At 69.8% G+C, this 25,392-nt stretch carries 27 protein-coding genes; 17 read left to right on the top strand and 10 right to left on the bottom strand.

The window, feature by feature from the left end; genetic code table 11:
- Positions 1-18 precede the first annotated feature (18 nt).
- A complete protein-coding gene (locus MCHUDSM44219_RS16855; RefSeq protein WP_048419403.1) occupies positions 19-465 on the top strand; it encodes a MarR family winged helix-turn-helix transcriptional regulator in 447 nt (148 codons plus the stop codon).
- Complete coding sequence (locus MCHUDSM44219_RS16850; protein ID WP_048419402.1) at positions 462-884, top strand: organic hydroperoxide resistance protein; 423 nt, start codon at positions 462-464, stop codon at positions 882-884. The genes MCHUDSM44219_RS16855 and MCHUDSM44219_RS16850 overlap by 4 nt, the downstream gene beginning before the upstream one ends.
- Here MCHUDSM44219_RS16850 and MCHUDSM44219_RS16845 read toward each other — a convergent pair.
- Both MCHUDSM44219_RS16845 and MCHUDSM44219_RS16840 read right to left on the bottom strand, forming a co-directional pair.
- Positions 871-1,905: a nucleoside hydrolase gene (locus tag MCHUDSM44219_RS16845; protein WP_048419401.1), complete on the bottom strand. Its 1,035-nt coding sequence runs from the start codon at positions 1,903-1,905 to the stop codon at positions 871-873. The genes MCHUDSM44219_RS16850 and MCHUDSM44219_RS16845 overlap by 14 nt on opposite strands.
- Positions 1,902-3,899: an SDR family oxidoreductase gene (locus tag MCHUDSM44219_RS16840; protein ID WP_201778152.1), complete on the bottom strand. Its 1,998-nt coding sequence runs from the start codon at positions 3,897-3,899 to the stop codon at positions 1,902-1,904. Before MCHUDSM44219_RS16840 ends, MCHUDSM44219_RS16845 begins: the two co-directional genes overlap by 4 nt.
- Before the next feature lie 110 nt (positions 3,900-4,009).
- Between MCHUDSM44219_RS16840 and MCHUDSM44219_RS16835 the strand changes: the two genes are divergently transcribed.
- The 3 genes from MCHUDSM44219_RS16835 to MCHUDSM44219_RS16825 all read left to right on the top strand — a co-directional run bounded on the left by MCHUDSM44219_RS16835 (position 4,010) and on the right by MCHUDSM44219_RS16825 (position 9,488).
- Complete coding sequence (locus MCHUDSM44219_RS16835) at positions 4,010-4,876, top strand: MaoC/PaaZ C-terminal domain-containing protein (RefSeq protein WP_048419400.1); 867 nt, start codon at positions 4,010-4,012, stop codon at positions 4,874-4,876.
- 117 nt (positions 4,877-4,993) lie between these two features.
- Positions 4,994-6,160, top strand: coding sequence for a GGDEF domain-containing protein (locus MCHUDSM44219_RS16830; RefSeq protein WP_048419399.1), 1,167 nt, complete (start codon positions 4,994-4,996; stop codon positions 6,158-6,160).
- A 31-nt stretch (positions 6,161-6,191) separates the two neighbouring features.
- On the top strand, positions 6,192-9,488 hold the full coding sequence (locus MCHUDSM44219_RS16825) for an error-prone DNA polymerase (protein ID WP_048419398.1): 3,297 nt from the start codon (positions 6,192-6,194) through the stop codon (positions 9,486-9,488).
- Between the two features lie 10 nt (positions 9,489-9,498).
- Here the strand turns inward: MCHUDSM44219_RS16825 and MCHUDSM44219_RS16820 are convergent, their stop codons facing one another.
- On the bottom strand, positions 9,499-9,912 hold the full coding sequence (locus MCHUDSM44219_RS16820; protein ID WP_048419397.1) for a TIGR03667 family PPOX class F420-dependent oxidoreductase: 414 nt from the start codon (positions 9,910-9,912) through the stop codon (positions 9,499-9,501).
- A 24-nt stretch (positions 9,913-9,936) separates the two neighbouring features.
- Here MCHUDSM44219_RS16820 and MCHUDSM44219_RS16815 point away from each other — a divergent pair, with 24 nt between their 5' ends.
- Entirely contained in the window at positions 9,937-10,578 is a 642-nt protein-coding gene (locus MCHUDSM44219_RS16815; RefSeq protein ID WP_048419396.1) for a nitroreductase family protein, read from the top strand.
- Position 10,579: 1 nt separating this feature from the next.
- Here MCHUDSM44219_RS16815 and MCHUDSM44219_RS16810 read toward each other — a convergent pair whose 3' ends face one another.
- The gene (locus tag MCHUDSM44219_RS16810) at positions 10,580-11,044 is read right to left on the bottom strand and encodes a tRNA (cytidine(34)-2'-O)-methyltransferase (RefSeq protein ID WP_048419395.1); all 465 of its coding nucleotides are present in this window, start codon (positions 11,042-11,044) and stop codon (positions 10,580-10,582) included.
- Between the two features lie 39 nt (positions 11,045-11,083).
- Positions 11,084-11,236, bottom strand: coding sequence for a hypothetical protein (locus tag MCHUDSM44219_RS30335; RefSeq protein ID WP_165762021.1), 153 nt, complete (start codon positions 11,234-11,236; stop codon positions 11,084-11,086).
- 237 nt (positions 11,237-11,473) lie between these two features.
- Between MCHUDSM44219_RS30335 and MCHUDSM44219_RS16805 the strand changes: the two genes are divergently transcribed.
- From MCHUDSM44219_RS16805 to MCHUDSM44219_RS16770, 8 genes are all read left to right on the top strand, one after another.
- The gene (locus tag MCHUDSM44219_RS16805) at positions 11,474-13,963 is read left to right on the top strand and encodes a sensor histidine kinase (RefSeq protein ID WP_048419394.1); all 2,490 of its coding nucleotides are present in this window, start codon (positions 11,474-11,476) and stop codon (positions 13,961-13,963) included.
- Entirely contained in the window at positions 13,956-14,342 is a 387-nt protein-coding gene (locus MCHUDSM44219_RS16800) for a serine protease inhibitor (protein WP_048419393.1), read from the top strand. The genes MCHUDSM44219_RS16805 and MCHUDSM44219_RS16800 overlap by 8 nt, the downstream gene beginning before the upstream one ends.
- Positions 14,339-14,701: a DUF742 domain-containing protein gene (locus tag MCHUDSM44219_RS16795; protein ID WP_048419392.1), complete on the top strand. Its 363-nt coding sequence runs from the start codon at positions 14,339-14,341 to the stop codon at positions 14,699-14,701. Before MCHUDSM44219_RS16800 ends, MCHUDSM44219_RS16795 begins: the two co-directional genes overlap by 4 nt.
- Complete coding sequence (locus MCHUDSM44219_RS16790; RefSeq protein ID WP_048419391.1) at positions 14,682-15,251, top strand: GTP-binding protein; 570 nt, start codon at positions 14,682-14,684, stop codon at positions 15,249-15,251. The genes MCHUDSM44219_RS16795 and MCHUDSM44219_RS16790 overlap by 20 nt, the downstream gene beginning before the upstream one ends.
- A gap of 5 nt (positions 15,252-15,256) precedes the next feature.
- A complete protein-coding gene (locus MCHUDSM44219_RS16785) occupies positions 15,257-15,808 on the top strand; it encodes a pentapeptide repeat-containing protein (RefSeq protein ID WP_048419390.1) in 552 nt (183 codons plus the stop codon).
- 42 nt (positions 15,809-15,850) lie between these two features.
- Entirely contained in the window at positions 15,851-16,201 is a 351-nt protein-coding gene (locus MCHUDSM44219_RS16780) for a nuclear transport factor 2 family protein (protein ID WP_109777806.1), read from the top strand.
- A 93-nt stretch (positions 16,202-16,294) separates the two neighbouring features.
- The gene (locus MCHUDSM44219_RS16775) at positions 16,295-16,753 is read left to right on the top strand and encodes an RrF2 family transcriptional regulator (RefSeq protein ID WP_048419388.1); all 459 of its coding nucleotides are present in this window, start codon (positions 16,295-16,297) and stop codon (positions 16,751-16,753) included.
- Positions 16,750-17,973 (top strand): globin domain-containing protein, encoded by a 1,224-nt coding sequence (locus MCHUDSM44219_RS16770; RefSeq protein WP_048419387.1) that lies wholly within the window; start codon positions 16,750-16,752, stop codon positions 17,971-17,973. Before MCHUDSM44219_RS16775 ends, MCHUDSM44219_RS16770 begins: the two co-directional genes overlap by 4 nt.
- On the opposite strand, the gene MCHUDSM44219_RS16765 is transcribed toward MCHUDSM44219_RS16770, so the two are convergent.
- The 3 genes from MCHUDSM44219_RS16765 to MCHUDSM44219_RS16755 all read right to left on the bottom strand — a co-directional run bounded on the left by MCHUDSM44219_RS16765 (position 17,974) and on the right by MCHUDSM44219_RS16755 (position 21,645).
- Positions 17,974-18,540, bottom strand: a complete 567-nt coding sequence (locus tag MCHUDSM44219_RS16765) for a TetR-like C-terminal domain-containing protein (protein ID WP_048419457.1) — start codon at positions 18,538-18,540, stop codon at positions 17,974-17,976.
- A 78-nt stretch (positions 18,541-18,618) separates the two neighbouring features.
- Positions 18,619-21,189 carry an FHA domain-containing protein gene (locus MCHUDSM44219_RS16760; RefSeq protein WP_048419386.1) on the bottom strand — a complete coding sequence of 857 codons (2,571 nt, stop codon included), beginning with the start codon at positions 21,187-21,189 and terminating at the stop codon, positions 18,619-18,621.
- A gap of 54 nt (positions 21,190-21,243) precedes the next feature.
- On the bottom strand, positions 21,244-21,645 hold the full coding sequence (locus MCHUDSM44219_RS16755; RefSeq protein ID WP_048419385.1) for a nuclear transport factor 2 family protein: 402 nt from the start codon (positions 21,643-21,645) through the stop codon (positions 21,244-21,246).
- Between the two features lie 48 nt (positions 21,646-21,693).
- On the opposite strand from MCHUDSM44219_RS16755, the gene MCHUDSM44219_RS16750 reads away from it, so the two are divergent.
- Positions 21,694-22,257: a TetR/AcrR family transcriptional regulator gene (locus MCHUDSM44219_RS16750; protein WP_048419384.1), complete on the top strand. Its 564-nt coding sequence runs from the start codon at positions 21,694-21,696 to the stop codon at positions 22,255-22,257.
- Here the strand turns inward: MCHUDSM44219_RS16750 and MCHUDSM44219_RS16745 are convergent.
- Positions 22,241-23,446 (bottom strand): NADH:flavin oxidoreductase, encoded by a 1,206-nt coding sequence (locus MCHUDSM44219_RS16745; protein WP_048419383.1) that lies wholly within the window; start codon positions 23,444-23,446, stop codon positions 22,241-22,243. The two genes, MCHUDSM44219_RS16750 and MCHUDSM44219_RS16745, sit on opposite strands and share 17 nt — an antisense overlap.
- Before the next feature lie 27 nt (positions 23,447-23,473).
- On the opposite strand from MCHUDSM44219_RS16745, the gene MCHUDSM44219_RS16740 reads away from it, so the two are divergent.
- Positions 23,474-24,331 carry a bifunctional methylenetetrahydrofolate dehydrogenase/methenyltetrahydrofolate cyclohydrolase gene (locus MCHUDSM44219_RS16740; RefSeq protein WP_201778151.1) on the top strand — a complete coding sequence of 286 codons (858 nt, stop codon included), beginning with the start codon at positions 23,474-23,476 and terminating at the stop codon, positions 24,329-24,331.
- Positions 24,328-24,612, top strand: coding sequence for a DUF3017 domain-containing protein (locus MCHUDSM44219_RS16735; protein ID WP_048419381.1), 285 nt, complete (start codon positions 24,328-24,330; stop codon positions 24,610-24,612). Before MCHUDSM44219_RS16740 ends, MCHUDSM44219_RS16735 begins: the two co-directional genes overlap by 4 nt.
- On the opposite strand, the gene MCHUDSM44219_RS16730 is transcribed toward MCHUDSM44219_RS16735, so the two are convergent.
- Positions 24,609-25,385: a ZIP family metal transporter gene (locus tag MCHUDSM44219_RS16730; RefSeq protein WP_236695493.1), complete on the bottom strand. Its 777-nt coding sequence runs from the start codon at positions 25,383-25,385 to the stop codon at positions 24,609-24,611. The genes MCHUDSM44219_RS16735 and MCHUDSM44219_RS16730 overlap by 4 nt on opposite strands.
- Positions 25,386-25,392 lie beyond the last annotated feature (7 nt).

Genomic DNA, 25,392 nt, shown 5'->3' with positions numbered 1-25,392 from the left:
TGCCCTATAGTCTGAGGCATGGCCACGCTCGCCCTCGACGACCACCTGTGCTTCGCGCTGTACTCCGCGTCGCGGGCGATGACGGCGGCGTACCGGCCCCTGCTGGCCGAACTGGGGCTGACCTACCCCCAGTACCTCGCCCTGCTGGTGCTGCGCGAGGAAGGCCGGGTGTCGGTCGGTCACCTCGGCGAGCGCCTGCAGCTGGATTCGGGGACCCTGTCGCCGCTGCTCAAGCGGATGGAGGCCGGCGGCATCGTCCGGCGGGAGCGCAGCGCCGACGACGAGCGCCAGGTCGAGGTGACCCTCACCGCGGCGGGCCGGCGGACAGCCGCCAAGGCCGAGTGCATACCCGAAAAGCTCTTTCCCGCAACCGGATTGACCGCCACGCAGGCTGCCGAGCTTCGTGAGGCGATCCACACGCTCACGCAGACCCTTGTTCACAACCACGGAAAGGAACACCCATGAAGACGCTGTACACCGCAGAGGCCCTGGCCACCGGCGAGGGACGCGACGGCCACGGCCGGTCCTCCGACGGCCGGCTCGACTTCGACTTGGCCATCCCCAAGGAGATGGGCGGCAGCGGCAACGGCACCAACCCCGAGCAGCTCTTCGCCGTCGGCTACGCCGCCTGCTTCCACTCCGCGCTGCGACTGGTCGCTCGGCAGGACAAGGTCGACGTCTCCGATTCGTCTGTCGGAGCACGGGTCTCGATCGGTCAGCTCGACAACGGCGGCTTCGGCCTGGCGGTCGAGCTGGAGGTCACCCTGCCCAACGTCGACGCCGAGACGGCCCGTCAGGTGACCGAGAAGGCCCACCAGGTGTGCCCGTACTCCAACGCCACCCGCGGCAACATCGACGTCACGCTCAACGTCACCGACGACTGAGTGTCTGCGCGAACGCGCCGACCCGGTCGATCAACCGGTCGAAGAACGCCGCAGGATCGACCTCGACACCGATGAGCGCGTTGGGTTCCCGTCCCCAGTGCCCGCTCCAGTCGGCGATCGTCATCCCGCGCGTCAGCGTGCCGGTCAGTTCGACGTCGACCGGGGCGGCGCGGCACGCCACCAGCTCCGGGTCCAGCGCGACCGCGGCGGCCAGCGGGTCGTGCAGGTGGGCCAGATAGCCCTCGCCCTGATCGTGGTGGAACTCGAAGTAGAACCGCATCGCGTCTTCGAGCACCCGGATCAGCGCGTTGCCGGCTGCGGAGGCCGTGCCGCGGGTGTCGTGTACCGACATCGGGGCAGACGGCGCCCCCGCGGCGTCGGCGAGCCGACTCAGCAATTCCGGGGTCAGCGCGATGTTCTCGGTGACGTTGAGGCCCAACACGATCGGCAGGCTCGGCGCGTCCGCCCAGCCGGCGAACACCTCGGCCGCCGACTCCGGGTCCACGCTGGTATTCCACTCCGCGACGGGGGTGGTGTTGCCGCGGTAGTCGAACGCGCCGCCCATGATCACGAGCCGCCGGATCAGCCGGGGCAGCGCCGGTTCGGCGCGCAGGGCGAGCGCCAGGTTGGTCAGCGGCCCGGTGGCGATGCCGATCAGCGTGCCGGGATGGGCGTGTGCCGCCCGGATCCAGGCCTGCGCGGCGTCGTGGTCGGTGAGCCGGGCCGAGGTGGCCGGCAGCCGGGCATATCCGAGGCCCTGCGGTCCGTGGGTGTCCTCCGCGGTGCGCAGCGGGGCCGTCAGCGGCGACTCCGATCCCTTGGACACCGGCACATCGGTGATGCCGCACAGTTCGAGCAGTCCGAGGTTGTTCTCACAGACCTGATGCACGCCGACGTTTCCCGCGGTGGAGGCGATGCCGACCAACTCCGCCTCCGGGCTGCCGAACAGGTACACCAGGGCCATCGCGTCGTCGACGCCGGTGTCCACGTCGAGGAATACCGGCAGGCGTTCGGTGCTCACCAGTGCACGCCGGGCACCAACCGCACCGCCCGCTTGACCTGGCGGGGGACCCGCACCGAGGGCACCGGCCGGGCGGGCCGTCGCGGGCGCCGTACCACCGCGGGCCGGCTCTCGGCCACACCGCGCGCGGCCGCCGAGTCGGGATAGCCCAGGTAAAGCTGGTGCAGAATGCGCCGCGTCAGCCGCGGGGTGAAGTACGTGCCGAGATCCGACAGCGTGCCGACCGGGGTGTCGATGCGCGGCGGTTTGTCGATCAGGCCGCGGACCACCATCGCGGCCGCGTGTTCGGCGGAGATCGGAGGCATCGGGTTGAGCCTACGCGACGGCGCGATCATCGGCGTCGCGACCAGCGGCATGTGGATGGTGGTGAAAGTGATGTGGTCCGAAAGGGTTTCGGTGCCAACGACTTCGGTGAACGCATCCAGTGCGGCCTTGCTGGCGACGTAGGCGCTGTACTTCGGGCTGGCGGCCTGCACCCCGGCACTGGAGACGTTGACCACGTGGCCGTACCGTCGCTCGCGCCAGTGCGGCAGCAGCGCCAGCACCAGCCGCACGGGCCCGAAGTAGTTGACCGCCATCACCCGCTCGTAGTCGTGCAGCCGATCGGTCGAAGCGACCACCGACCGCCGAATCGACCGGCCGGCGTTGTTGACCAGATAGTCGACGTGGCCGAAGCGGCCGAGGATGTCCTTGACGGTGTGTTCCACCGCGGCCGAGTCGGTGACGTCGCACGTGAAGGCGTGCGCATCACCGCCGGCCGCGCGGATCTCGGCGATCAGTTCGTCGAGGGCGTCGCCGTTGCGCGCCAACGCGAAGACCGTCGCCCCGCGGGCGGCCACCGCGATCGCCGAGGCACGCCCGATCCCGCTCGACGCCCCGGTGATGATGACGTGCTTGCCGACCAGCGGTCCCGCCGGATCCTCGCGCCGGGCCCGTTCGGGGTCGAGGTGCTCGGCCCAGTACCGCCACAGTCGTGGTGCGTAGCTCGCGAACTCCGGCACCACGATTCCGGTGCCTCGCAGCGCGTCGTCGGTGTGGTCGCGGGTGAAGGTCGGGGCGAGTTCGACGACATCGAGGACCTCGCCCGGGATGCCCAGCTGAGTGGCGGCCATGTTGCGCAACACCTTTGCGCGCCCGGTCGCCCCGAGCAGTGGGGCTGCGGTCGCGCGGGGCAGCGATCCGACCAGGGGCGGCAGCCCGGCCTCGGAGGCGACGCCGCGGTAGATGCCGCGCAGGCCGATCGTGGTCGGCGCGGTCAGGTGGAACGTCTCACCGTCGCGGCCGTCGAGGTGCATGAGTGTGTCGACCGCTTCAACGACAAAGTCCACCGGCACGATGTTGGTGCGTCCGGTGTCGGGCAGCAGCATCGGCGTGAATCGGGGCAGCGTGGCGAGCGCGGCCAGGATCGGGAAGAAGTAGTAGGGACCGTCGATCTTGTCCATCTCCCCGGTGCGCGAATCGCCCACGACGACCGCGGGCCGGTAGACGCGGAACCGCAATCCGGGGGCCGCCCGGACCAGCAGTTCGGCCTCGAACTTGGTCCGGTGATAGGGCGTGGGCAGCTCCTGTCCGACGTCGACGTCGTCCTCGGTGAACTCACCGCGAAAGCTGCCCGCGACCGCGATCGACGACACGTGGTGCATTGTCGCGCCGAGGCGGCGGGTCAGCGCGATGACCGCGCGCGTGCCTTCGACGTTGGCCTCCCGCTGCCGCTCCTCGGGAGCGGTGATGTCGTAGATCGCCGCGGAGTGCACGACATGATCGACGGTTCCCAGCGTCGCGACGTCGTCGTCGGTCACCCCGAGGTCCGGCGCGGTGAGGTCGCCGACCAGCGGCGTCACCCGCCCGTCCCAGCGCTGGGCCATCCGTTCGAAGCGGCCGAGGGATTCGCGGCGCACGAGCACGTGCACCGCCTCGGTGCCGGGGCGAGCCAGCAGTCGGGTCACGAGATGGCGGCCCAAGAACCCGGTACCGCCGGTAACGACATAGCGCATGCGGGACATGGTCACCTCTGACCGGGGAAAGGTCAACACCTGCCGGACGGCGAGCCCGGAACACGGCGGGAGGCTTGCCAACCGACAGCGGCATGGCATAGGAGAGACACATGCCGATCGATCCGAACGCCGTTGGCGTCACCCCCCCGCCGCAGACCTTCCGCTGGAAGGACCGCGACACGCTGCTCTACGCGCTCGGCGTCGGCGCGGGCACTGCCGACCTCGCCTTCACCACCGAGAACAGTCACGACATCTCCCAGCAGGTGCTGCCGACCTACGCCGTGATCGCGTGTTCCCCGTTCGCCGCGGCCGGGAGCATCGGCTCGTTCGACTTCAGCCGGCTGCTGCACGGCTCGCAGAGCATCCGGCTGTTCGCGCCGCTGCCGGCCGCGGGCGCGCTGAGCGTCGTCAGCGAAGTCGCCGACATCCAGGACAAGGGCGAGGGCAAGAACGCGATCGTGATGCTCAAGGCGACCGGCAGCGATCCCGACACCGGAGCCGCCGTGGCCGAGACGCTCACCACCCTGGTGATCCGCGGCGAAGGCGGGTTCGGCGGCCAACCCGGCCAGCGGCCGGTGGCGCCGCAGATCCCCGAGCGGGAACCCGACGCGACGGTCACCCTGCCCACCCGGGAGGACCAGGCGCTGATCTACCGGCTGTCCGGCGATCGCAACCCCCTGCACAGCGACCCGTGGTTCGCTGCGCTGGCCGGGTTCCCGAAGCCGATCCTGCACGGGCTCTGCACCTACGGCGTTGCCGGCCGCGCGTTGGTGGCGGCTCTGGGGGGCGGTGACGCCACCAGGATCACCGCGATCTCGGCCCGCTTCACGTCGCCGGTGTTCCCCGGCGACACCTTGTCGACGTCGATCTGGCGGCTGGATGCCGGTGCCGCGGTGTTCCGTACCGAGGCGGCGGGCCCCGACGGATCCGATGCCCGCCTGGTGCTCGAGGACGGCACCGCCGAGTTCGCCGAATGATCGGGATCGCGACGAAGACGCTGGTTGCCCTGGGAAACGGTTTGCTGGGCTGGTAGCCTTCGCCTGTGGGCGGGGGTATTGATCTGGACCGCGGATGCGTCCGGCAGGGGTGGGCCGATGTTTGACGGTTTGCGGAGTTCCTCCGCCCGTTCGATCGGCCCAGCACTGTGGGGCTCCGATCAGTACTACTGGTTTACTGCCGTGCTGGCCGCCCGCGGGATGCAGACGGCGACATGCCGACTGGTCGCGGTCTGCATTGCGGCACTCGGGTTGATCCCGGTGGGGCTGCTGGCGAGCCCCACGGGTCCTCAGGGCACGGTGGGACGGACCGCTGCCGTGGTGATCGCGGTGGCCTGCTTCGGGCTGGCGACGGTGTGGCTGCGGGACCACTGGCCGACGCGCGCGCAATCGCTGCTGTGCGTGCTGGTCGGGTCCGTCGGCATCGCGGTGTCGGCGCTGATCCAGACCAATCCGGTTGTCGGGCTGACCGGGGCCGCCAGCTATGCCGTGCTGACCGCGTTCGTGGTGTGCTTCCACACCCAGCGGTTGCTGGCGCTGGTGTGGACGGTCGCCGTCTTCGCACTCGGCGTGCTGATCGTGCGGCTGGCGGCGACGGATCTGGCACTGGCGATCTGCGCGGCCGGCATGATCATCCTGCTCAACGTCTTCGTCGCGTTCGCCTGTCGGGCGATGATCCTGCTGATTCAGCCCGACACCCATCACGGCGACATCGAGCAGCTCACCGGCCTGCTGCACCGGGACGCCTTCTATCAGTCGGTCGCCACGCTGCTCGCCTCGCGGAGCCGCAGCGCGGACAAGTACCTCGTGGTCGTCGCGGTGAACATCGACAGTTTCTCGCTGCTGCTCGGGCTGTCCGGACCGAGCGGCGGGAACCGCGCGCGGGTGACGGTCGGCCAGGCGCTGCGCGAGACCGTCCGGCACAACGCGATCGTCGCGCACGTCTCCGACGACGACTTCCTCATCGCCGACAGCTTCACCACCGCCGACGCCTCACCTCTGGTCGAGCGGATCCGCGGGGCGATCGCCGCGACGCCTCAGCGGCTCACGGCGAGCATCGGGGTGGTGTGCACCCCGCTGCCGCCGCTGGCCGCCGAGCCGCCCGACGAGGTGCTCGACAAGCTCATCGCGATCGCCACCCAGGCCATCGAGCAGGCCCGGATGGCGGGCGGCAACCAGGTCCGCTACGTGCTGCGGCCGACGCTGGACGAGGACCCGGACAACGACGGCGACGATCCCCGGCCCGATACCGGAAAGAGCGCCTGACGATCGAACGCGTGTTCGATACACTGGCCCGGTGGGTTGGCACAACGGTCCGCCGGGCTGGGGCGAGATGGAGCGCGTCCTCAACAGCAAGCCCCGCCGCGCCGGCTGGCCCATCGACGGCCAGATCGGTGACGGCGGTGACAGTCCCGCCTGGTCGCGGAAGCGGGGGCGGTACCAACCGCCGGACCCGCCCACCGGTGCGGGGTCGTCGACGCCGTATGCCGAACTGCACACCCATTCCGCCTACAGCTTCCTCGACGGGGCGAGCACGCCCGAGGAACTGGTGGAGGAGGCGGCGCGGCTCGGGCTGCGTGCTCTCGCGCTGACCGACCACGACGGCCTCTACGGGGTGGTCCGGTTCGCCGAGGCGGCCCGGGAACTCGACATCGCGACGGTGTTCGGCGCGGAGCTGTCGCTGGGCGGGGGCAGCCGCACCGACGATCCCGACCCGCCCGGGCCGCACCTGCTGGTGCTCGCGCGGGGCCCGGAGGGGTACCGGCGGCTGTCGCGGCAGCTGGCCGCCGCGCATCTGGCCGGCGGCGAGAAAGGCGTGCTGCGCTACGACTACGACGCGTTGACCGAGGCCGCGGGGGGGCACTGGCAGATTCTCACCGGATGCCGCAAAGGTCATGTCCGGCAGGCGCTGTCGGCCGGTGGCCCGGAGGCGGCCGACGCCGCGCTCGCCGACCTGGTCGACCGGTTCGGCAGGGACCGCGTCACCGTGGAACTCACCCATCACGGCCATCCGCACGACGACGAACGCAATGCCGCGTTGGCCGTGCTCGCGCCGCGGTTCGGTCTGGACGTCGTGGCCACCACCGCGGCGCATTTCGCCGAGCCGGCCCGCGGCAGGCTGGCCATGGCGATGGGTGCGATCCGGGCCAGGAACTCGATGGACGAGGCCGCGGGTTACCTTGCCCCGCTTGGAGGTTCGCATCTGCGCTCAGGGGAGGAGATGGCCCGGGTGTTCGCCCACTGCCCCGAGGTGGTCAGCGCCGCCGCCGAACTCGGGGAGCAGTGCGCATTCGGTCTCGCGCTCATCGCGCCGCAGCTGCCGCCGTTCGACGTACCGCCCGGCCACACCGAGAACAGCTGGCTGCGGCACCTGGTGATGCAGGGCGCCCGGGAACGGTACGGACCTCCCGAGCGGGCGCCCCGCGCGTACGCCCAGATCGAACACGAGCTGCGGGTCATCGAGGCGCTGAACTTCCCGGGCTATTTCCTGGTGGTGCACGACATCACGCGGTTCTGCCGGGAGAACGACATCCTCTCGCAGGGCCGGGGGTCGGCGGCCAACTCGGCGGTCTGCTACGCGCTGAAGGTCACCAACGTCGACCCGGTGGCCAACGACCTGCTCTTCGAACGGTTTCTGTCCCCGGCCCGCGACGGGCCACCCGACATCGACATCGACATCGAATCGGATCTGCGCGAGCAGGCGATCCAGTACGTCTATCAGCGATACGGCCGCGAATACGCCGCGCAAGTGGCCAACGTGATCACCTACCGTGGTCGCAGTGCGGTCCGGGACATGGCGCGCGCACTCGGCTTCTCTCAGGGCCAGCAGGACGCGTGGAGTAAACAGCTCAGCCAGTGGGGGAACCTGACCGACGACACCCATGTGGAAGGCATCCCCGAACAGGTCATCGAGCTGGCCACGCAGATCTCCAACCTGCCGCGCCACATGGGCATCCACTCCGGCGGCATGGTGATCTGCGACCGACCGATCGCCGACGTGTGCCCGGTCGAGTGGGCCCGCATGGAGAACCGCAGTGTCCTGCAGTGGGACAAAGACGACTGTGCGGCCATCGGTTTGGTGAAATTCGACATGCTGGGGCTGGGCATGCTCTCGGCGCTGCACTACTGCATCGACCTGGTCGCCGAACACAAGGGTATCGAGGTGGATCTGGCCACGCTGGACCTGTCCGAGGCCGCCGTGTACGAGATGCTGCAGCGCGCCGATTCCGTCGGGGTGTTCCAGGTGGAGTCGCGCGCGCAGATGGCCACCCTGCCCCGGCTCAAACCGCGGGTGTTCTACGACCTCGTGGTGGAGGTGGCGCTGATCCGGCCCGGGCCGATCCAGGGCGGGTCGGTGCACCCGTACATCAAGCGACGCAACGGGGAGGAGCCGGTCACCTACGACCATCCGTCGATGGAGTCGGCGCTGCGAAAGACACTGGGCGTGCCGCTGTTCCAGGAGCAGCTCATGCAGCTGGCGGTGGACTGCGCCGGGTTCTCGGCGGCCGAGGCCGACCAGTTGCGCCGCGCGATGGGCTCCAAACGCTCGACGGAGAAGATGCGCCGGCTGCGCGGCCGGTTCTTCGACGGGATGGCCGAGGTGCACGGCATCACCGGGGAGGTGGCGCAGCGGATCTACGAGAAGCTGGAGGCGTTCGCCAATTTCGGCTTCCCCGAGAGTCATTCGCTGAGCTTCGCGTCGCTGGTGTTCTACTCGTCGTGGTTCAAGCTGCACCACCCCGCGGCGTTCTGCGCGGCGCTGTTGCGTGCGCAGCCGATGGGGTTCTACTCGCCGCAGTCACTGGTGGCCGACGCGCGCCGGCACGGGGTCACCGTGCACGGTCCGGACGTTAATGCCAGCCTCGCGCACGCCACGCTGGAGAACGCGGGTATGGAGGTGCGGCTCGGCCTCGGCAGTGTCAGGCACATCGGCGAGGAGCTGGCCGAGCGGCTGGTCGAGGAGCGGAAAGCCCACGGCCCGTTCACCTCTCTGCTGGACCTGACCGGGCGGGTGCAGCTGTCGGTGCCCCAGACCGAGGCGCTGGCCACCGCCGGAGCGCTGGGATGTTTCGGGATCACCCGGCGTGAGGGGCTGTGGGCGGCGGGCGCCGCGGCCGCCGAGCGTCCGGACCGGCTGCCCGGCGTCGGGTCGTCCTCGCACGTTCCGTCGTTGCCGGGGATGACCGAACTGGAGCTGACCGCCGCCGACGTATGGGCCACCGGGGTGTCACCCGACCGCTACCCGACCCAGTTCCTGCGGGAGGACCTCGATGCGATGGGGGTGGTGCCTGCCGATCAACTGCTGTCGGTACCCGACGGCACCCGGGTGCTGGTGGCGGGGGCGGTGACGCACCGGCAGCGTCCCGCGACCGCGCAGGGGGTGACGTTCGTCAACCTCGAGGACGAGACCGGGATGGTCAATGTGCTGTGTATGCCTGCGGTCTGGGCGCGGCACCGCAGGCTGGCGCAGACCGCGTCGGCGCTGCTGATCCGCGGCATCGTGCAGAACGCCACCGGTGCGGTGACCGTGGTCGCCGACCGGATGGGTCCGCTGAGCCTGCGGGTGGCCTCGAAGTCCCGCGACTTCCGATGAGGGGTGACTCTCAGCCCGGGGTCGGCGTCGTCCACACCTTGTCGACGTCGATCCGCAGACGCGTGCCGTAACTCGCCATTGCGTCGGCCAAGCCGATCTGCTCGGCCTGTGCGCGGTACTTCTCCCAGTACGGACCGTCCTCGCGGGGGTCGACGTCCCGCGCGTCGATGGTCGCGATGCCGCCGACGACGATGATGCCCGAGCCCTGCCCGTTGGAGTCCAGGTTCAGACTCACCCGTGGGTGTGCCTGGATGTGACGCACCTTCGCCGCGGACGGTTCGGTGTAGACGGTGATGCCGGCACCGTCGAAGTGGAACCACACCAACCTCGGTACCGGTTGGCCGGATTTCGCCACGGTGGTGAGCCATCCGAACTGATCGGAGGTGAGACGGTGAACGACCTCGTAGGGAAATTCAGCTGCCATGCGACCGAATGTAGTCTCGGCACAATGACGCTCAACCTCTCCGCCGATGACGTTCTGACGACTACTCGCTCGGTGCGCAAGCGCCTCGATTTCGACAAGCCGGTACCCCGCGAGGTGCTGATGGAATGCCTCGACATCGCGTTGCAGGCGCCGACCGGTTCGAACAGCCAGGGCTGGCAGTGGGTGTTCGTCACCGACCCCGACAAGAAGCTCGCGCTCGCGGAGATCTACCGCACCAACGCCACGCCCTACCTGAACCAGGCCAAGCCGCAGATGGGCGATATTCGCGACGAGCAGCGCCCACGGGTGGAGGATTCGGCGCGCTACCTCAACGACCACCTGGAGAAGGTGCCGGTCATGTTGATTCCGTGCCTGGAGGGCAAGCCGCAGGACGCGGTGTCGGGCGCCAGCGCCGGATTCTGGGGGTCGCTGATGCCTGCGGTGTGGAGCTTCATGCTGGCGTTGCGTTCGCGCGGATTGGGCTCGGCGTGGACGTCACTGCATCTGCTCGGCGACGGCGAGCGCCAGGCCGCCGAGTTGCTGGGGATCCCGTTCGACTCCTACAGCCAGGCCGGGCTGTTCCCGATCGCCTATACCAAGGGCACCGACTTCAAGAAGGCCAAGCGGCTTCCCGCCGAGCAGGTCACGCACTGGGACACCTGGTGACTCACGTGGCGCCGGCGAAACCGTGCTGGCGCCACGCCTCGTAGACGGCTACCGCGGCCGCATTCGACAGGTTCAGTGACCGCCGTCCCGACAGCATGGGGATCCGCACCCGCGCGGTGAGGTGCGGATCCGCCAGCGTCGTCTCGTCGAGACCCGTCGGTTCCGGCCCGAACAGCAGCACGTCACCCGGTTGGTAGGCGATCTCGGCGAACGACGTGGTCGCATGAGCGGTGAACGCGAAGACCCGGGCCGGCATCACGGCCGCCCACGCCGCGCTCAGATCGGGATGCACGGTGACCGACGCGAGGTCGTGGTAGTCCAGCCCGGCGCGGCGCAGCTTCGGTTCGGACAGGTCGAAGCCCAGTGGCTCGACGAGGTGCAGTTCGCACCCGGTGCCCGCCACCATGCGGATCGCGTTGCCGGTATTGGGCGCGATGCGCGGGGAGTAGAACATCACCCGGAACACCCTTGGCAGGGTAGTTCTCCGGCGACGCCCCGTTCGGTGTCAGTCCAGACAGGTCTCGTAGGTCGCGATCGAGATCAGCCCGGCGAGAGTGTCGACGTCGACCATCTCGCTGCTCATCGCTCGCATCAGGGGTGAATCACCGATTTCCGAGGCATCGGCCAGCAGAGCCATCTCCACGCCGTTGTGGATCATTGCACTCCTCCAGTTCGTCTCCCTCGATTGTGCCTGCTCGCGGGCCCGCCCGTATCGGTGACACGCAACGGGTCGGAAACGAAACGGCAACGCCCACAAGGGCGTTCTGTTCAGGGCCTTTGCTGAAATCACGTTCGGATGTCGAACTGTGGAAACACGGTGTTCGGGCTGGCATACTCATCGAATTGCCAGGCGCTTCACGCCCGCCCGACGAGGGCGCCCTCAGCAGGAAGCTTTATGAACGACGCTCGATCCCCGATCAAGCGGCCGCCGCGGTTGGCGCTGTCCAACTGGCCGGTCCGCGCGAAGGTCCTGGCCATCGTGCTGGTACCGCTACTGCTGGCGTGCGCCTTCGGCGGCCTGCGCATCTCGGCATCGGTTTCTGCCGCCCGGGATCTGCGCGTCGCCGCCACCCGCGCCGACATGGTCCCCCCGGTCGCGGACTACATGGCCGCGCTGGAAGGCGTGCTGTCGGCGGCCACCGCCGGCGGCGACGTCCCGGCTGCGGTGACGACGTTCGGTGACCGCACGTCGGCGTTGCGCAGCAGACTCGACAGCACCGAGGTCGACGACGCCGTGCGGCTGGCCACCAACACACTGCTCGACTACGGCAAGGACCTGGCCGACAAGACCGTCGCGAACGCGATCGATCTGCGCACCCGCGTGATGACCTACGCGCCGTTGCTCATCACCGCCGAGACCGCGATCACCGGCCTGGTGTCCGGCGACGACGACACGGTGCGCTCGGCGGGGGATGCGCTCGCCCGCGCTGTCGGCGCCCGCGGCCAGATGACGATGCAGCAGATGCTCGTCGACCGCGGTGGCGATCTGCCCGAACCCGACCTGCGGTCGTCGATGATCACGCTCGCCGGCACCGAGCCCTCGAACGTCTCGGCGATGGGCGCCTACCTCGGCGGCTCGTCCGACCCCGCCGCCTCGCTGCGGTCGGAGATGGTCAAGCGCATGTCGCTGCTGTCCGACCCCGCCGTCGTGCTCGCCGGCAACCCCGACCTGCTGTCCTCGCAGCGGATCACCCGCGGCATCGCCGAGGGCGTCATCGCTGAGACCTCCCGCACGATCCCGGCCACTGTCGAGGACCAGGCCGCCGCCGCCCGCACCGCCGCGTTGCGGGACGCCGTGCTCGTCGGCGCCGCCATCGTGGTGGCGTTGCTGGTCGTCACCCTGGTGGCGCGGTCGCTGATCCGGCCGCTGCGCACGCTGCGCACCAGCGCGCTGAAGGTGGCCCACGAGGACCTCGCCCGCGAAGTGGAACAGGTCCGCGCCGACGGCAAGACCCCGCCGGTGCAGCCCATCGGGGTGCACACCTCCGAGGAGATCGGCCAGGTGGCCCACGCCGTCGACGAATTGCACGAGCAGGCCATCCTGCTCGCAGGGGAACAGGCCCGGCTGCAGATGCAGGTCACCGACATGTTCGAGACACTCTCGCGGCGCAATCGATCCCTGGTCGACCAGCAGCTCGCGCTCATCGACCGGCTCGAGAGCAACGAGCAGGACCCCGACCGGCTCGACAGCCTGTTCCGCCTGGATCACCTCGCTGCGCGAATGCGGCGCAACGGCGCCAACCTGATGGTGCTCGCCGGGGCGCGTATCGCCCGCGACCAGGCCGAGCCGGTGCCGATTGTGGAGCTGGTCAACGCCGCGGCCTCCGAGGTGGAGGACTACACCCGGATCATCGCCGAGAGCCTGCCCGACAGCGCGGTCACCGGTGCCGCCGCCGGCGACCTGATGCACCTGCTCGCCGAACTGTTCGACAACGCGCTGCGCTATTCGCCGCCGGCGACGCAGGTGCGGGTGTCGGCCGTGTACACCGGCAACGGCGGCCTCGTCCTCGAGATCGCCGACACCGGTCTGGGCATGACCGAATCCGACCTGCGGGTCGCCAACACGCGGCTGCAGTCCGGCGGTGAGGTGAATCCGTACACCGCGCGCCACATGGGGTTGTTCGTGGTGGGCCGGCTCGCCGCCCAGCACGGGCTGGTGGTCCGGCTGCGCACCACCGTCTCCGGTCAGCGCGACTCGGGAACCACGGCGGGCGTCTACGTCCCGGCCGAATTGCTGGTCGCGGCGGCCCAACCCTCACCGTCTCCCGAGCCCGCGCCGGCCCCCGTGGAACCCGTCGCCGTCGCCGCGCCGGTGATCGAGGCGCCCCCCGAGCCCGCTCCGGCCGGTCTGCTGCCCCAGCGCCGGCCGGGGGCCAGCGGCATCGCCGAGCCGGTACCGCCTCAGCCGCCTGCACGGGCCCCCGAGCCCGAGCCTCGCCCCGAGCCGATACGGTCCGACGTCGCCGCGTTCTTCGCGCCGCGTCCGTCCGACGGCAACGGGCAGGCCCGGCACGCTCGGCACGCGAAAGACGACAGCGCCGACGACGACGCGATTTATCAGAAGATGCTTTCCGAGTGGCTGGTCGACCCGCACGAGCTGTCCCACAGCGCCGACCTGAACTGGCAGACGGTCTGGGACCACGGATGGTCGGCGGCCGCCGCCGCGGACAACGCACCGGTGCTCGACCACACCGTCGAGGGGCTGCCGGTGCGGCGCCCCGGCGCGCGGCTGGTGCCCGGAGCCCCCGACGATGCCGGCAACGGTTCCGGCGCCCATGCCGCCCGGGATCCCGACGCCGTGCGCGCCGGAATCGTCAACCACTTCGGCGGCGTGCACGCCGGACGCCTGCGGGCCCAACAGGAGCGGGGGACCCCCGGTGAGTGAGTCGCTCGACTGGCTGGTGGCGCGGTTCGCCCGCGAGACGCCGGGGGTCTCGCACGCGATCCTGGTGTCGGCCGACGGCCTGCTGGTGGCGGCGAGCGAGCACATGCCGGGGGAGCGGGCCGATCAGCTGGCCGCCGTCGCGTCGGGGCTCGCCAGCCTGTCGACCGGCGCCGCGCAACTGTTCGACGGCGGCTACGTGCTGCAGTCGGTGGTCGAGATGGAGAACGGCTACCTGCTGCTGATGCGGGTGGGCGACGGCTCGAACCTGGCGACACTGGCGGCGCGGACCTCCGACATCGGCCAGATCGGTTACGAGATGGCGATCCTGGTGGAACGGGTGGGCGCGGTGGTCGCATCGGCGCGGCGAAGCACGCTGTGACCGAGGGCGCGGATCCGGCGCCGCGACTGGTCCGCCCGTACACCCTGACGGCGGGCCGGACCGACTCACGTGTCGAGTTACCGTGGGAGGCCCCGGTCGCAGCGGCGACGCCGCCGCAGCCCCCCGACTGGCCGGGCGCCGACGTGCGCGCCCAGATCGTGGCGCTGTGTGCGCGACGGCCCTCGGTCGCCGAGATCGCCGCGCATCTGGGTCTGCCGCTCGGCGTGGCGCGCGTGCTGGTGGGCGACCTGGTGATGCAGGGTTATGTGACCGTGCACGACACCCTGGCCGACGCGACGACGGCCGACGAACGACGCGAACTGATCGGAAGGACACTGCGTGGCCTCAAGGCACTCTAGGACCGCCTCGACCAAGATCGTCATCTCCGGCGGCTTCGGCGCCGGCAAGACGACGTTCGTCGGCGCGGTGTCGGAGATCGTGCCGCTGCGCACCGAGGCACTGGTCACCGACGCCTCGGAAGGACACGACGAACTCGCCGCCACCCCGGACAAGTCGACGACGACCGTCGCGATGGACTTCGGCCGCATCAGCCTGGCCGACGACCTGGTGCTCTACCTGTTCGGTACGCCGGGGCAGCGCCGATTCTGGTTCATGTGGGACGACCTGGTGCGCGGCGCGATCGGCGCGATCATCCTCGTCGACGTCCGCCGCCTGGCCGACAGCTTCGCCGCGGTCGACTTCTTCGAAGCCCGCAACCTGCCGTTCCTGGTCGCGGTCAACGAGTTCGACGGCGCCCCAAGGCATTCGTTGCAGGCGGTGCGGACCGCTCTCGCTCTTCCCGACCACGTGCCGCTCATCAGCGTCGACGCCCGTAGCCGCGAATCGGCCAAGGCCGCACTGATCGCCGTCACCGAATACGCACTGAGCCGGTTGGCGCCGACCGGCTGACCGGGATGGACGATCAGACCGACAGGGAGTTCGACGGCCACGATTTCCGCGACGAGGACTTCAGCCGGATCCGCACCGAACGGGTGGTGTTCGACGGCTGCGACTTCTCCGGAGTCGACATGGCGGAGTCCGAGCACATCGGCTCGGCGTTCCGTAATTGCACGTTCCGCCGGACTACTCTCTGGCACAGCACTTTTCGTCATTGTAGCTTTCTCGGGTCGACGTTCGTCGAGTGTCGCATGCGGCCGCTGACCGTGGTCGAGGCGGACTTCACTCTGGCGGTGCTGGGCGGGGCCGACCTGCGCAAGGTCGATCTGTCCGACTGCCGATTGCGCGAAGCCGGCCTGGTCGGCGCCGACCTGCGGGAGGCGGTGCTGGCGCGCGCGGACCTGACCGGGGCGCGGGTGCAGGGAGCGCGGTTGGAAAAGGCCGACCTGCGCGGCGCCCGCGCCGATCCGACGTTCTGGACGACGGCCGCGCTGCGCGGCGCCCGGATCGACATCGAGCAGGCGCTGGCCTTCGCCGCGGCGCACGGTCTTGACATCCGCGGCGGCTGAAATCGGTTGCGGCGGCGCGTAGTTCTCGGGTAGGACAAAGCTGTGTGTACGCGTGCGGTGATGGAGCGGTGGCTGACGCTGTTCAATGCAGGTGATGCCGACGGCATCGCGGACCTGTACGCCGAGGATGCGGTCAATCACCAGATCCCGCTGTCGCCGGTGGTCGGCCGGCCCGCGATCGCGGACTTCCACCGCGACACCTTCGCCGGCGGCCCCCTGACCTGTATCCCTGTCAACCTCGTCGTCGACGGTGATTGGGGCGCGCTCGAGTGGACCGACCCCGAGGGCTTCCGCGGCTGCGGGTTCTTCTGCGTGCGCGACGGGGTGATCGTTCACCAACGCGGCTACTGGGACAGTGCACAGCTGGCCCGGGTGCACCCCGACGTCCACTGAAATCGGCAGGTCAAAAAACCGCACGTGACGGGGTGTTTGACCCCACAACCGAAAAGTCGTATTCGCGGTGCGTATTTAACTAGCGTCAGCGGCATGCAGCTCACCCGGTTCACCGATCTTGGACTTCGGGCCATGATGCTGCTCGCGGCCGGGGAGGCCGAGGGGCGGCGGGTGACCACCCGGTCCATCGCCTCCGGCGCCAACGCTTCCGAGCATCACATCGCCAAGGCCGTGTCCCGGCTGGCCGACCTCGGCATGGTGTCGGCGCGGCGCGGGCGCATCGGCGGCCTGGAGCTGACCGAACAGGGCCGCGTCGCCTCGATCGGCGGGCTCGTACGCAGCCTCGAGGGCGACCGTGAGGTCATCGAGTGCGGTGGCGAGCGCCCGTGCCCGCTGGTGCCCGCCTGCCGGTTGCGGCGCGCGCTCGCCGAGGCCAAGGAGGCGTTCTACGCCGAACTCGATCGCTACACCGTCGCCGACCTGACGCGGTCGCCGAATTTCACTGTGCTGCTGGGCTCCCCGCAGACGATCCCCGAAAGGAACCCCCGATGACCCTCACCGCAGCTCCGGTCGCACTGGAACCCGCGCACGCGCAGATCGTGTCCGCGACGCTCCCGCTGATCGGCGCCCACATCGACGAGATCACCACGGAGTTCTACCGCCGGATGTTCGCCGCGCACCCCGAACTGCTGCGAAACCTGTTCAACCGCGGAAACCAGGCCCAGGGTGCGCAGCAGCGCGCGCTCGCCGCGTCCATCGCGACCTTCGCCACCCATCTCGTCGACCCGGATCTGCCGCACCCGGTGGAGTTGCTGTCCCGCATCGGGCACAAGCACGCGTCTCTCGGCGTCACCGCCGACCAGTACCCGATCGTGCACGACAACCTCTTCGCCGCGATCGTCGAGGTGCTCGGGGCCGACACGGTCACCCCCGACGTCGCCGAAGCGTGGGACCGCGTGTTCTGGATCATGGCCGAGACGCTGATCGACATGGAGCGCGATCTCTACCGCAGTGCCGGCGTGGCCGAGGGCGACGTGTTCCGCCGCGCACGCGTGGTGTCCCGGGTGGACGATCCGTCGGGTGCGGTGCTCATCACGGTGCGCTGTGCCGGTCATCCCCTCGCCGATTACGTTCCAGGACAATATGTCTCGGTCGGTGTGACGATGGCCGACGGGGCGCGGCAGCTGCGGCAGTACAGCCTCGTCGACGCGGCAGGCGAGGGGGAGCTGACGTTCGCGGTGAAGCCCGTCGCCGCCGTCGACGGCCGGCCCGCCGGCGAGGTGTCCAGCTGGATCGCGGCCCACGTCTGTGTCGGTGATCTGCTCGACGTGACGGTGCCGTTCGGCGATCTGCCGGCCCCGACCGGCCGAGAACCGCTGATGCTGATCTCCGCAGGCATCGGGGTGACCCCGATGGTGGGCATCCTCGCGCACCTCGCCTCGGCGGCGCCGCACACCCCCGTGCACGTTCTGCACGCCGACCGCAGCGACCGGGCGCACCCGTTGCGCGAGCGTCAGCACGAGTTGATCGCCGCGCTGCCCCACGCGACTTTTGACGTCTGGTACGAGGACGGGCTGACCGCCGGCACATCGGGAGCTCACCCGGGTCTGCTGAACCTCGACGGCGTCGCGATCGCCGGCGACGTGCAGGTCTACCTGTGCGGCAACAACGGCTTCGTGCAGGCGGTCCGCAAGCAACTGGCGGCCAAGGGCGTCGATGCGGCGCGCGTGCACTGCGAGCTGTTCGCCCCCAACGACTGGCTGCTCGGCTGATCAGTCCCCGGCGCTGACCGCGCGGGTCACCAACTCGGCGATCGCCCGGCAGTAGTCGGGGTCGACGTCGTCGTTGCTGAACAACGCGAACGTGTGCAGCGGCGCGGTCAGCAGGTGCAACGCGACCGTGGGTCGGACGTCGGAGCGCAACTCGCCGCGGCGGGCAGCGCGCTCGAGGACCGTCTCGATGACGTCCCGACGCAGGGCCCAGAACGCGAGCCGGCTCTCGATGTCCACGGTGTAGGACTTGGAGTCGATGACGAGCATCCGGACGATCCGGCGGCCCACGGGCTCGTTGAGGTAGTGCCCCACCCACAGCGCCAGCTCGGTCAGGTCTCCCTGCAGTGTGCCGGTGTCGGGGGTGGTGGTCATCATCTCGCTGTAGCTGAGCAGCGCGTCGAGGATGAGTTGCTGCTTGCCGCCCCACGTTCTCTGGATGTAGTCGTGCTCGAGCCGGGAGCGCTGGGCGACACCTTCGATGCTGAAGCGGTCCATGCCCCACTGCTGCAACTCCGCGAGAGCCGCGTCCAGGGCGATGGCACGCATCGCTGAATCGGTATCGCTCACCGGCACGTCCCCCTCGCAGAACACCCGGTGTCGATCCTATTGCGCCCGCAACGAACCTTGAACACCAATTCAGGCGCGTTACGCGGCTTTCAGCCGGATCTTCCAGCGAACCAGGCTCAGATACCCGATGCAGATCGCCCCTTGCATCGCCATGTTGAACCACCACGTGCCTGCTTCGTGTTTCCAGTGCGAGTCCTGCGGCGTGAGCGGGCCGGGTACGAGCCTGAGCAGATCGATCGTCGATGCCGTGGAGGCGAATCCCCATCGGGCCGGCGTGACCCAGGACAGCTGGTCGAGACCGATGCGTCCGGTCACCGGGATCATGCCGCCCTGGAACACCAGCTGCGACATTATCGCGATCACCAGCAGAGGCATGATCTGCTCGCTCGACTTGGCAATGGCCGACAGGGCCAAGCCGACCATGGCTGCGCCCACGCAGCAGGCCGCCACATCGACGTACAACTCGAGGGACCGGCTGGGGATCACCACGCCGCTCTCGACGGCGCCGGGACCCCAGCCCTTCCCCCAGATGTTGATGGCCACGACGATGCCCGACTGCAGCAGTGCGAACCCGGCGAAGACGACGACCTTGGCGAACATGTATGCGGTCGTCGACAATCCGACGGCCTGCTCGCGCAGGAAGATCGCCCGTTCGCCGATGAGCGCCCGGATCGTCAGTGCCGTGCCCATGAAGATGGCGCCGACGTTGAGCAGCACCAGAATCTGCCCCGGCTCATTGGGCGCCTCCCCGCCCTGGATCGCGGGCACGGGTACGCCGAAGCCCACGTCGCCCGGTACCGACAGCGACAGAGCGCCCATGATGAACGGCAGGAACGCCAGGAAGATGAAGTAACCGCGGTCGGAGACGATGAGCCGCATCTGGCGGCGAGCGATCGTGGAGAACTGTTTTCGCACGCTGGTGCGCGTGGGCGAGCCGAGGTCTGCCGGCTGTTGGGTCGCCGGCCGGGGTGGCGGTGGACCGTGGCGTTCGAGGTAGCGCCGTTTGGCGCTGTCCGGATCGCTGGCCACCGAGCTGAAGATGTCGGCCCAGTTGGTGGTGCCCAATTCGTGGCCGATCTGATTGGGCGGACCGTAGAACGCGGTCTTGCCGCCCGGGGCGAGCAGCAGCACCTGATCGCAGACGTCGAGATAGGTCAGCGAGTGGGTGACGACGAGAACCACGCGTCCGGCGTCGGCCAGTTGGCGCAGCATCGTCATCACCTGGCGGTCCAGGGCGGGGTCCAGACCCGAGGTCGGTTCGTCGAGGATCAGCAGCGACGGGCCCGTGAGCAGTTCGAGTGCGACCGATGCGCGTTTGCGCTGTCCGCCGGAGAGCTTGTCGACGCGGGTGTCGAGGTGGTTGGTCATCTCGAGTTCCTCGAGCACCTCGTTGACGACCTGTTCGCGGTCGGCCTTGGTGGTGTCGGGGGGCAGTCGGAGCTCGGCGGCATACATCAGTGCCTGGCGGACGGTGAGCTCCCCGTGTACGACGTCGTCCTGCGGCACCATGCCGATTCGGGAGCGCAGCGAGGCGTACTCGGCGTGGACGTCGTGGCCTTCGAACGACACCTGCCCGGCGGTCGGATGGGTGTAGCCGGCGACCAGTCGGGCGAACGTCGACTTGCCGGCACCCGACGGGCCGATCACCGCGGTCAGTGTGCCGGGCCGCGCCGACATCGAGATGTTGTCGAGCAGCGTCTTGTTGTTCTCGATCGTCCACGTCACGCCGTGCACCTCGAGGCCGCCGGTGGCGGTGGCGGCGGCGGTCTCGGTCCGACGGACCAGGGTGCCGTCCCGGAACACCAGGTCGACGTTGCCGATCGTGACGGTGTCGCCGTCGTCGAGCCGGGCGGTCTCGACGCGGGACCCGTTGACGAACGTGCCGTTGATGCTGCGGTTGTCCCGGATCTCGGTCCCGGTCGGGGTCGAGACCAGCGTGGCGTGGTGGCGCGAGGCCAGCACGTCGGCGATGACGATGTCGTTGTCGCTCGCGCGGCCGATCTTGATCGACCCGGGCGGCACCTCCGGCGCGCGGCCGGGCCGCAGGATCTTGAGCATGCTGGTGGCGAGGTTGCCGTCGCCGCCCGAGCGGGGCGCCGCGGCGGGCCCCATCTGGGTGGCCGGCTCCATCGCCGGTGACGAGATCTGCTGATGCGCTGGAGCCGGCGACGGTAGGGGCCGCGACGGCGGTGGCGGGGGATACCCGGTGCGCGGACCGGTGGGATAGGACCGCGGCGCCGGAGGGCGCGTCGTCGGCGACTGGCTCGGCCACGTGGCGCTGGGCCGGGCCGCCGCCACCGGAACCGCTGTGGTGGGCGGCGGGCTTCCCGCCGAGCCCTGGTGCCGGCCCACCTCGAAGGTGAGCAGCGGACCGTCCGGGTTGCCGACGTGGATCTGCGCCCCGTCGGCGATGTCGACGGCCGGCACCCGACGCCCGTTCACGAACATTCCGTTGAGCGATCCGTTGTCGATCGCCAGCCAACGGCCCTGGTCGAAGCGCAGCACCAGGTGGGCGCGCGAGATCAGCGGGTGGGCGATCCGGACGTCGGCGCGCAGGTCGCGGCCGACGACGACGTCGTTGCCGGCCGCGAAGGTGCGTGTGGATCCGTCGTAGCGGACGGTCAGCGCAGGGGGTGTCGGTCGGCTCACGGAGCCGCTCCGGCGGCGACATTAGACATCGCGGCCAACTCTATCGGTAGGCAGTCAGGGACGAATGTGCCAGCTGACGGTGTCGGTGATCTGTTGCAGCGCTGTTATCCGGTCGTTCTCGATGGTGAGCACATGGGCGAAGGCGGCGTCGACCGCCGATGCACCGTCGTGAGCGCATCCGCGGTAGGTGCCGAGCACGACGACGCGGCGCGCGTCTCCGTCGGGCACCTCCAGGAACTCCGCCGGCTCGACGGCGATGTCGTAGTCGGCGGCGATGCGACCCCACACGCCGGTGATCATCGCGACACGCCCATGGTGATCACCTCCTACGCCGCGGGGCATGCCTGCACTGACCTTTGCCTCGAAATCCTCTGTGAGCAAGGCGAATAGTGCGTCGACATCATGGTCGGCGAGGGCGGTGTACAAGCTCTGGGCGACGTCTGTTGCGGTCGGCACGGCGGCTCCTTCTTTATTAGAGAGTAACCTCTATTTTAGGGTGGAGCAATGCCCCGGCCCGCCCGATACACCGTCGACGCTCTGCTCGACGCCGCGGCGGACCTGTTGGCCGCCGACGGCCCGGCTGCGGTCACCATGTCGGCGGTCGCGCGGAGCACCGGTGCGCCGAGTGGTTCGGTGTACCACCGGTTCCCGACGCGGGCGGCGCTGTGCGGCGAGCTGTGGGTGCGCACGGAGGAGCGCTTCCAGGACGGACTGATCGAGGCTCTCGTCGCCGAGGACGACCCTCAGCAGCGGTGCGTGTCCGGCGCCCTGAGCATCGTGGCGTGGTGTCGCGCGCATCCCGTGGAGGCCGAGGTGCTGCTGGCCGGCCCCGACGAACTGGGCATCGCGGAGTGGCCCGAACAGCTCACCGGCCGCCGGAAACGCTTGCAGCGCAGGCTGAAAAAAGCGCTCGGAGACATCCCGGACGACGCGGGACGGGTCAGTGCCGCCGTGATCGACGTGCCGTACGCGATCGTGCGCCGTCACCTACGCGCCCGGCAGACCATCCCGGCCAGCGCGGACGCGATCGTCGAGGACTGCGCCCGGGCGCTCATCCGCCCGAGCTGACCACCGAGGGCGAGCCCGTCACCACGCAGTGGGTGTGGCTGTAGATGGTGGCCATGCACTGATTGCAGTGCGTGCACAGCGACTTCACACTGCTGTCGGCCTGGATGCGGTGCAGCAGGTCCGGCTCGGCGAGCAGCGCGCGTCCCATCGCCACGAAGTCGAAGCCCTCGGCCATGGCCAGGTCCATCGTCTCGCGGTTGGTGATGCCGCCCAGCAGGATGAGCGGCAGCGACAGTTCGGCGCGGAAGAGTCGCGCGTCGCGCAGCAGGTAGGCGTCGCGGTAGGGGTACTCGCGCAGGAACTTCGTCCCCGTCATCCGGATGCCCCAGCGCAGCGGCGGTTTGAACGCGTTGGCGAACTGCTTGATGGGGGCGTCGCCTCGGAAGAGGTACATCGGGTTGACCAGGGAACTGCCCGCGGTCAACTCGATGGCGTCCAGCCCGCCGTCTTCTTCGAGCCACTTAGCGGTCTGCAGCGCCTCCTCGGTGGAGATGCCGCCGCGCACGCCGTCGCTCATGTTGAGCTTGGCCGTCACGGCGATCGGCGAGTCCGCCTTCTCCACCGCCCGGCGCACCGCGAGCACGGTGCCGCGCGCGACCTTGGCTCGGTTGGCCAACGAGCCGCCGAACTCGTCGTCGCGCCGGTTGATGAGCGGGGACAGGAACGAGCTGGCGAAGTAGTTGTGGCCCAGATGCACCTCGACCGCGTCGAAGCCGGCCTCGATGGCCATCCGCGCGGCCTGGGCGTGCGCCTCGGTGATGTCGAGGATGTCCTCGCGGGTGGCCCGCTTGGCGAATCGCATCGACAGCGGATTGAAGAAGCGCACCGGCGCGTAGGCGGTCGCTCTGTTCGACCGGGCGTTGGCCACCGGCCCGGCATGGCCGATCTGCGCGCTGATCTTGGCGCCCTCGGCGTGGATGGCGTCGGTGAGCCGGCGCAGCCCCGCCATCGCCTCGGACCGCCAGTAGATCTGATTGCCCTCGGTCCGCCCGCCCGGTGCCACCGCGAGGTAGGCCACGGTGGTCATGCCGACGCCGCCCGCGGCAGGCAGCCGGTGGTAGGTGATCAGGTCGTCGGTGACCAGAGCGTTCGGGGTCGACGCCTCGAACGTCGCCGCCTTGATGACGCGGTTGCGCAGCGTGATCGGACCGAGCGCGGCGGGACTGAACACATCGCGGACAGCTGTCATGTCGGTGAGCCTGTCACAATGTTCGCCGTGGGTGCGATCACTTTGGACGGTAAGGCCACGCGCGACGAGATCTTCGTCGACCTCACCAAGCGCGTCGCTGCGTTGACCGAGGCCGGGCGCACGCCGGGGCTCGGCACCGTGCTCGTCGGCGACGACCCGGGGTCGCAGGCGTATGTGCGGGGCAAGCACGCCGACTGCGCGAAGGTCGGCATCAACTCGATCCGCCGCGACCTGCCCGCCGACATCAGCCAGGCCGAACTGCTCGACACGCTCGACGAACTCAACGCCAACCCGGAGTGCACCGGCTACATCGTGCAGCTGCCGCTGCCCAAGCATCTCAACGAGAACGCGGCACTCGAGCGCGTCGACCCCGGCAAGGACGCCGACGGGCTGCACCCGATGAACCTGGGCCGGCTGGTGCTCAACGAGCCGGCGCCCCTGCCGTGCACCCCGCGCGGCATCGTCCATCTGCTGCGGCGCTATCAGGTGGAGATCGCGGGCGCGCACGTCGTGGTCATCGGGCGCGGCGTCACCGTCGGCCGTCCGTTGGGTCTACTGCTCACCCGGCGATCGGAGAACGCCACGGTGACGCTGTGCCACACCGCAACCCGGCACCTGCCGCAGATCACCCGGGAGGCCGACATCATCATCGCCGCGGCGGGCGTGCCGCACATGGTGACCGCGGAGATGGTGCGGCCCGGCGCCGCGGTGGTCGACGTCGGGGTGAGCCGTGACGACGCGGGCAAGCTGGTCGGCGACGTGCACCCGGATGTCTGGGAGGTGGCCGGTCACGTCTCGCCCAACCCCGGTGGGGTGGGTCCGCTGACGCGCGCGTTCCTGCTCACCAACGTCGTCGAGCGCGCCGAGGCCGCCGCCGCGTCGTGAGGTTCGCGCGCAGGGTGTTCGCCGGGCAGTGGCCGATCCTGGCCGTCGGTTTGTGCCTGGTGGCGGCGTTTGTGCTGGTCGCTGCCGGCTACTGGCGCCGCGGCGCGCTGGTGATGGCCATCGGCGTCGGGCTCGCCTCGGCGTTGCGGCTGGCGTTGCCGGAGGACCGGGTGGGGCTGCTCGCGGTGCGCAGCAGGATCGTCGACGTCGCGACGACCGCGTCGGTCAGTGCGGCGATGCTGTACATCGCGTGGACGATCGACCCGCTGGGCACCAGCTAGCTGAACCGCTCGATCGCGAAGGCGACCAGAAAGCCGAGCGTCGTGATGAGCCCGGTGAACAGGTGTGTCTCCTCGAACGCCTCGGGCATCATCGTGTCGGCGATCATCGCCAGGATGGCGCCCGCCGCGACCGCGGTGATGACCGCGACCACCGACGGTGGGGCGCCGGCCAGCAGCAGGTTACCGAGCATGGCCGAGGCGCCGCTGATGACGGCGATCCCGACCCAGACGCCGAACACGTAGCGGGCGCTGCGGCCGGCCTGCTTCATGCCTGCGGCGCTGGACAGCCCCTCGGGCAGGTTGGAGATGAACACGGCCGCGAGGACGGGCAGGCCGACGCCCTGGCCACCGATCAGCGAGATGCCGAGCACCACCGATTCGGGCACGCCGTCCAGCAGCGCCCCGATCGCGATCGCCGCGCCGCTGCCGGCGGACTGGCCCTCGCTCGGCTGCCTGTCGTGGGAGCGCTTTCGGTGTCGTGCGCCGTGTCGCGCGAGCACGGCGTTGGCGAGGACGTACGCCAGTGCTCCGCCGACGAAACCGCATGCGGTGGGCAGCAATCCACCGGTTCGCTCGGCGTCGTCCATCAGGTCGAAGGCCAGCGCTGAGATCAGCACCCCGGCGCCGAACGCCATGACACTCGCCACCACGCGCGCGGGCACACGCACGGTCCAGGCGATGACGGCGCCCACCACCAGCGCCGCCCCGGCGAACAGACCCCACCCGCCGGCCGCGAGCCAGCCGGGCACCGCGGACTGCGCGAGTGTGGTCACGACTGCC

The organism is Mycolicibacterium chubuense (genome assembly GCF_001044255.1).
In the GTDB taxonomy this organism is placed as follows: Bacteria; Actinomycetota; Actinomycetes; order Mycobacteriales; family Mycobacteriaceae; genus Mycobacterium; species Mycobacterium chubuense.
Note: the sequence above shows the minus strand (reverse complement) of the source record. Positions and strands in the feature narration are given on the sequence as shown.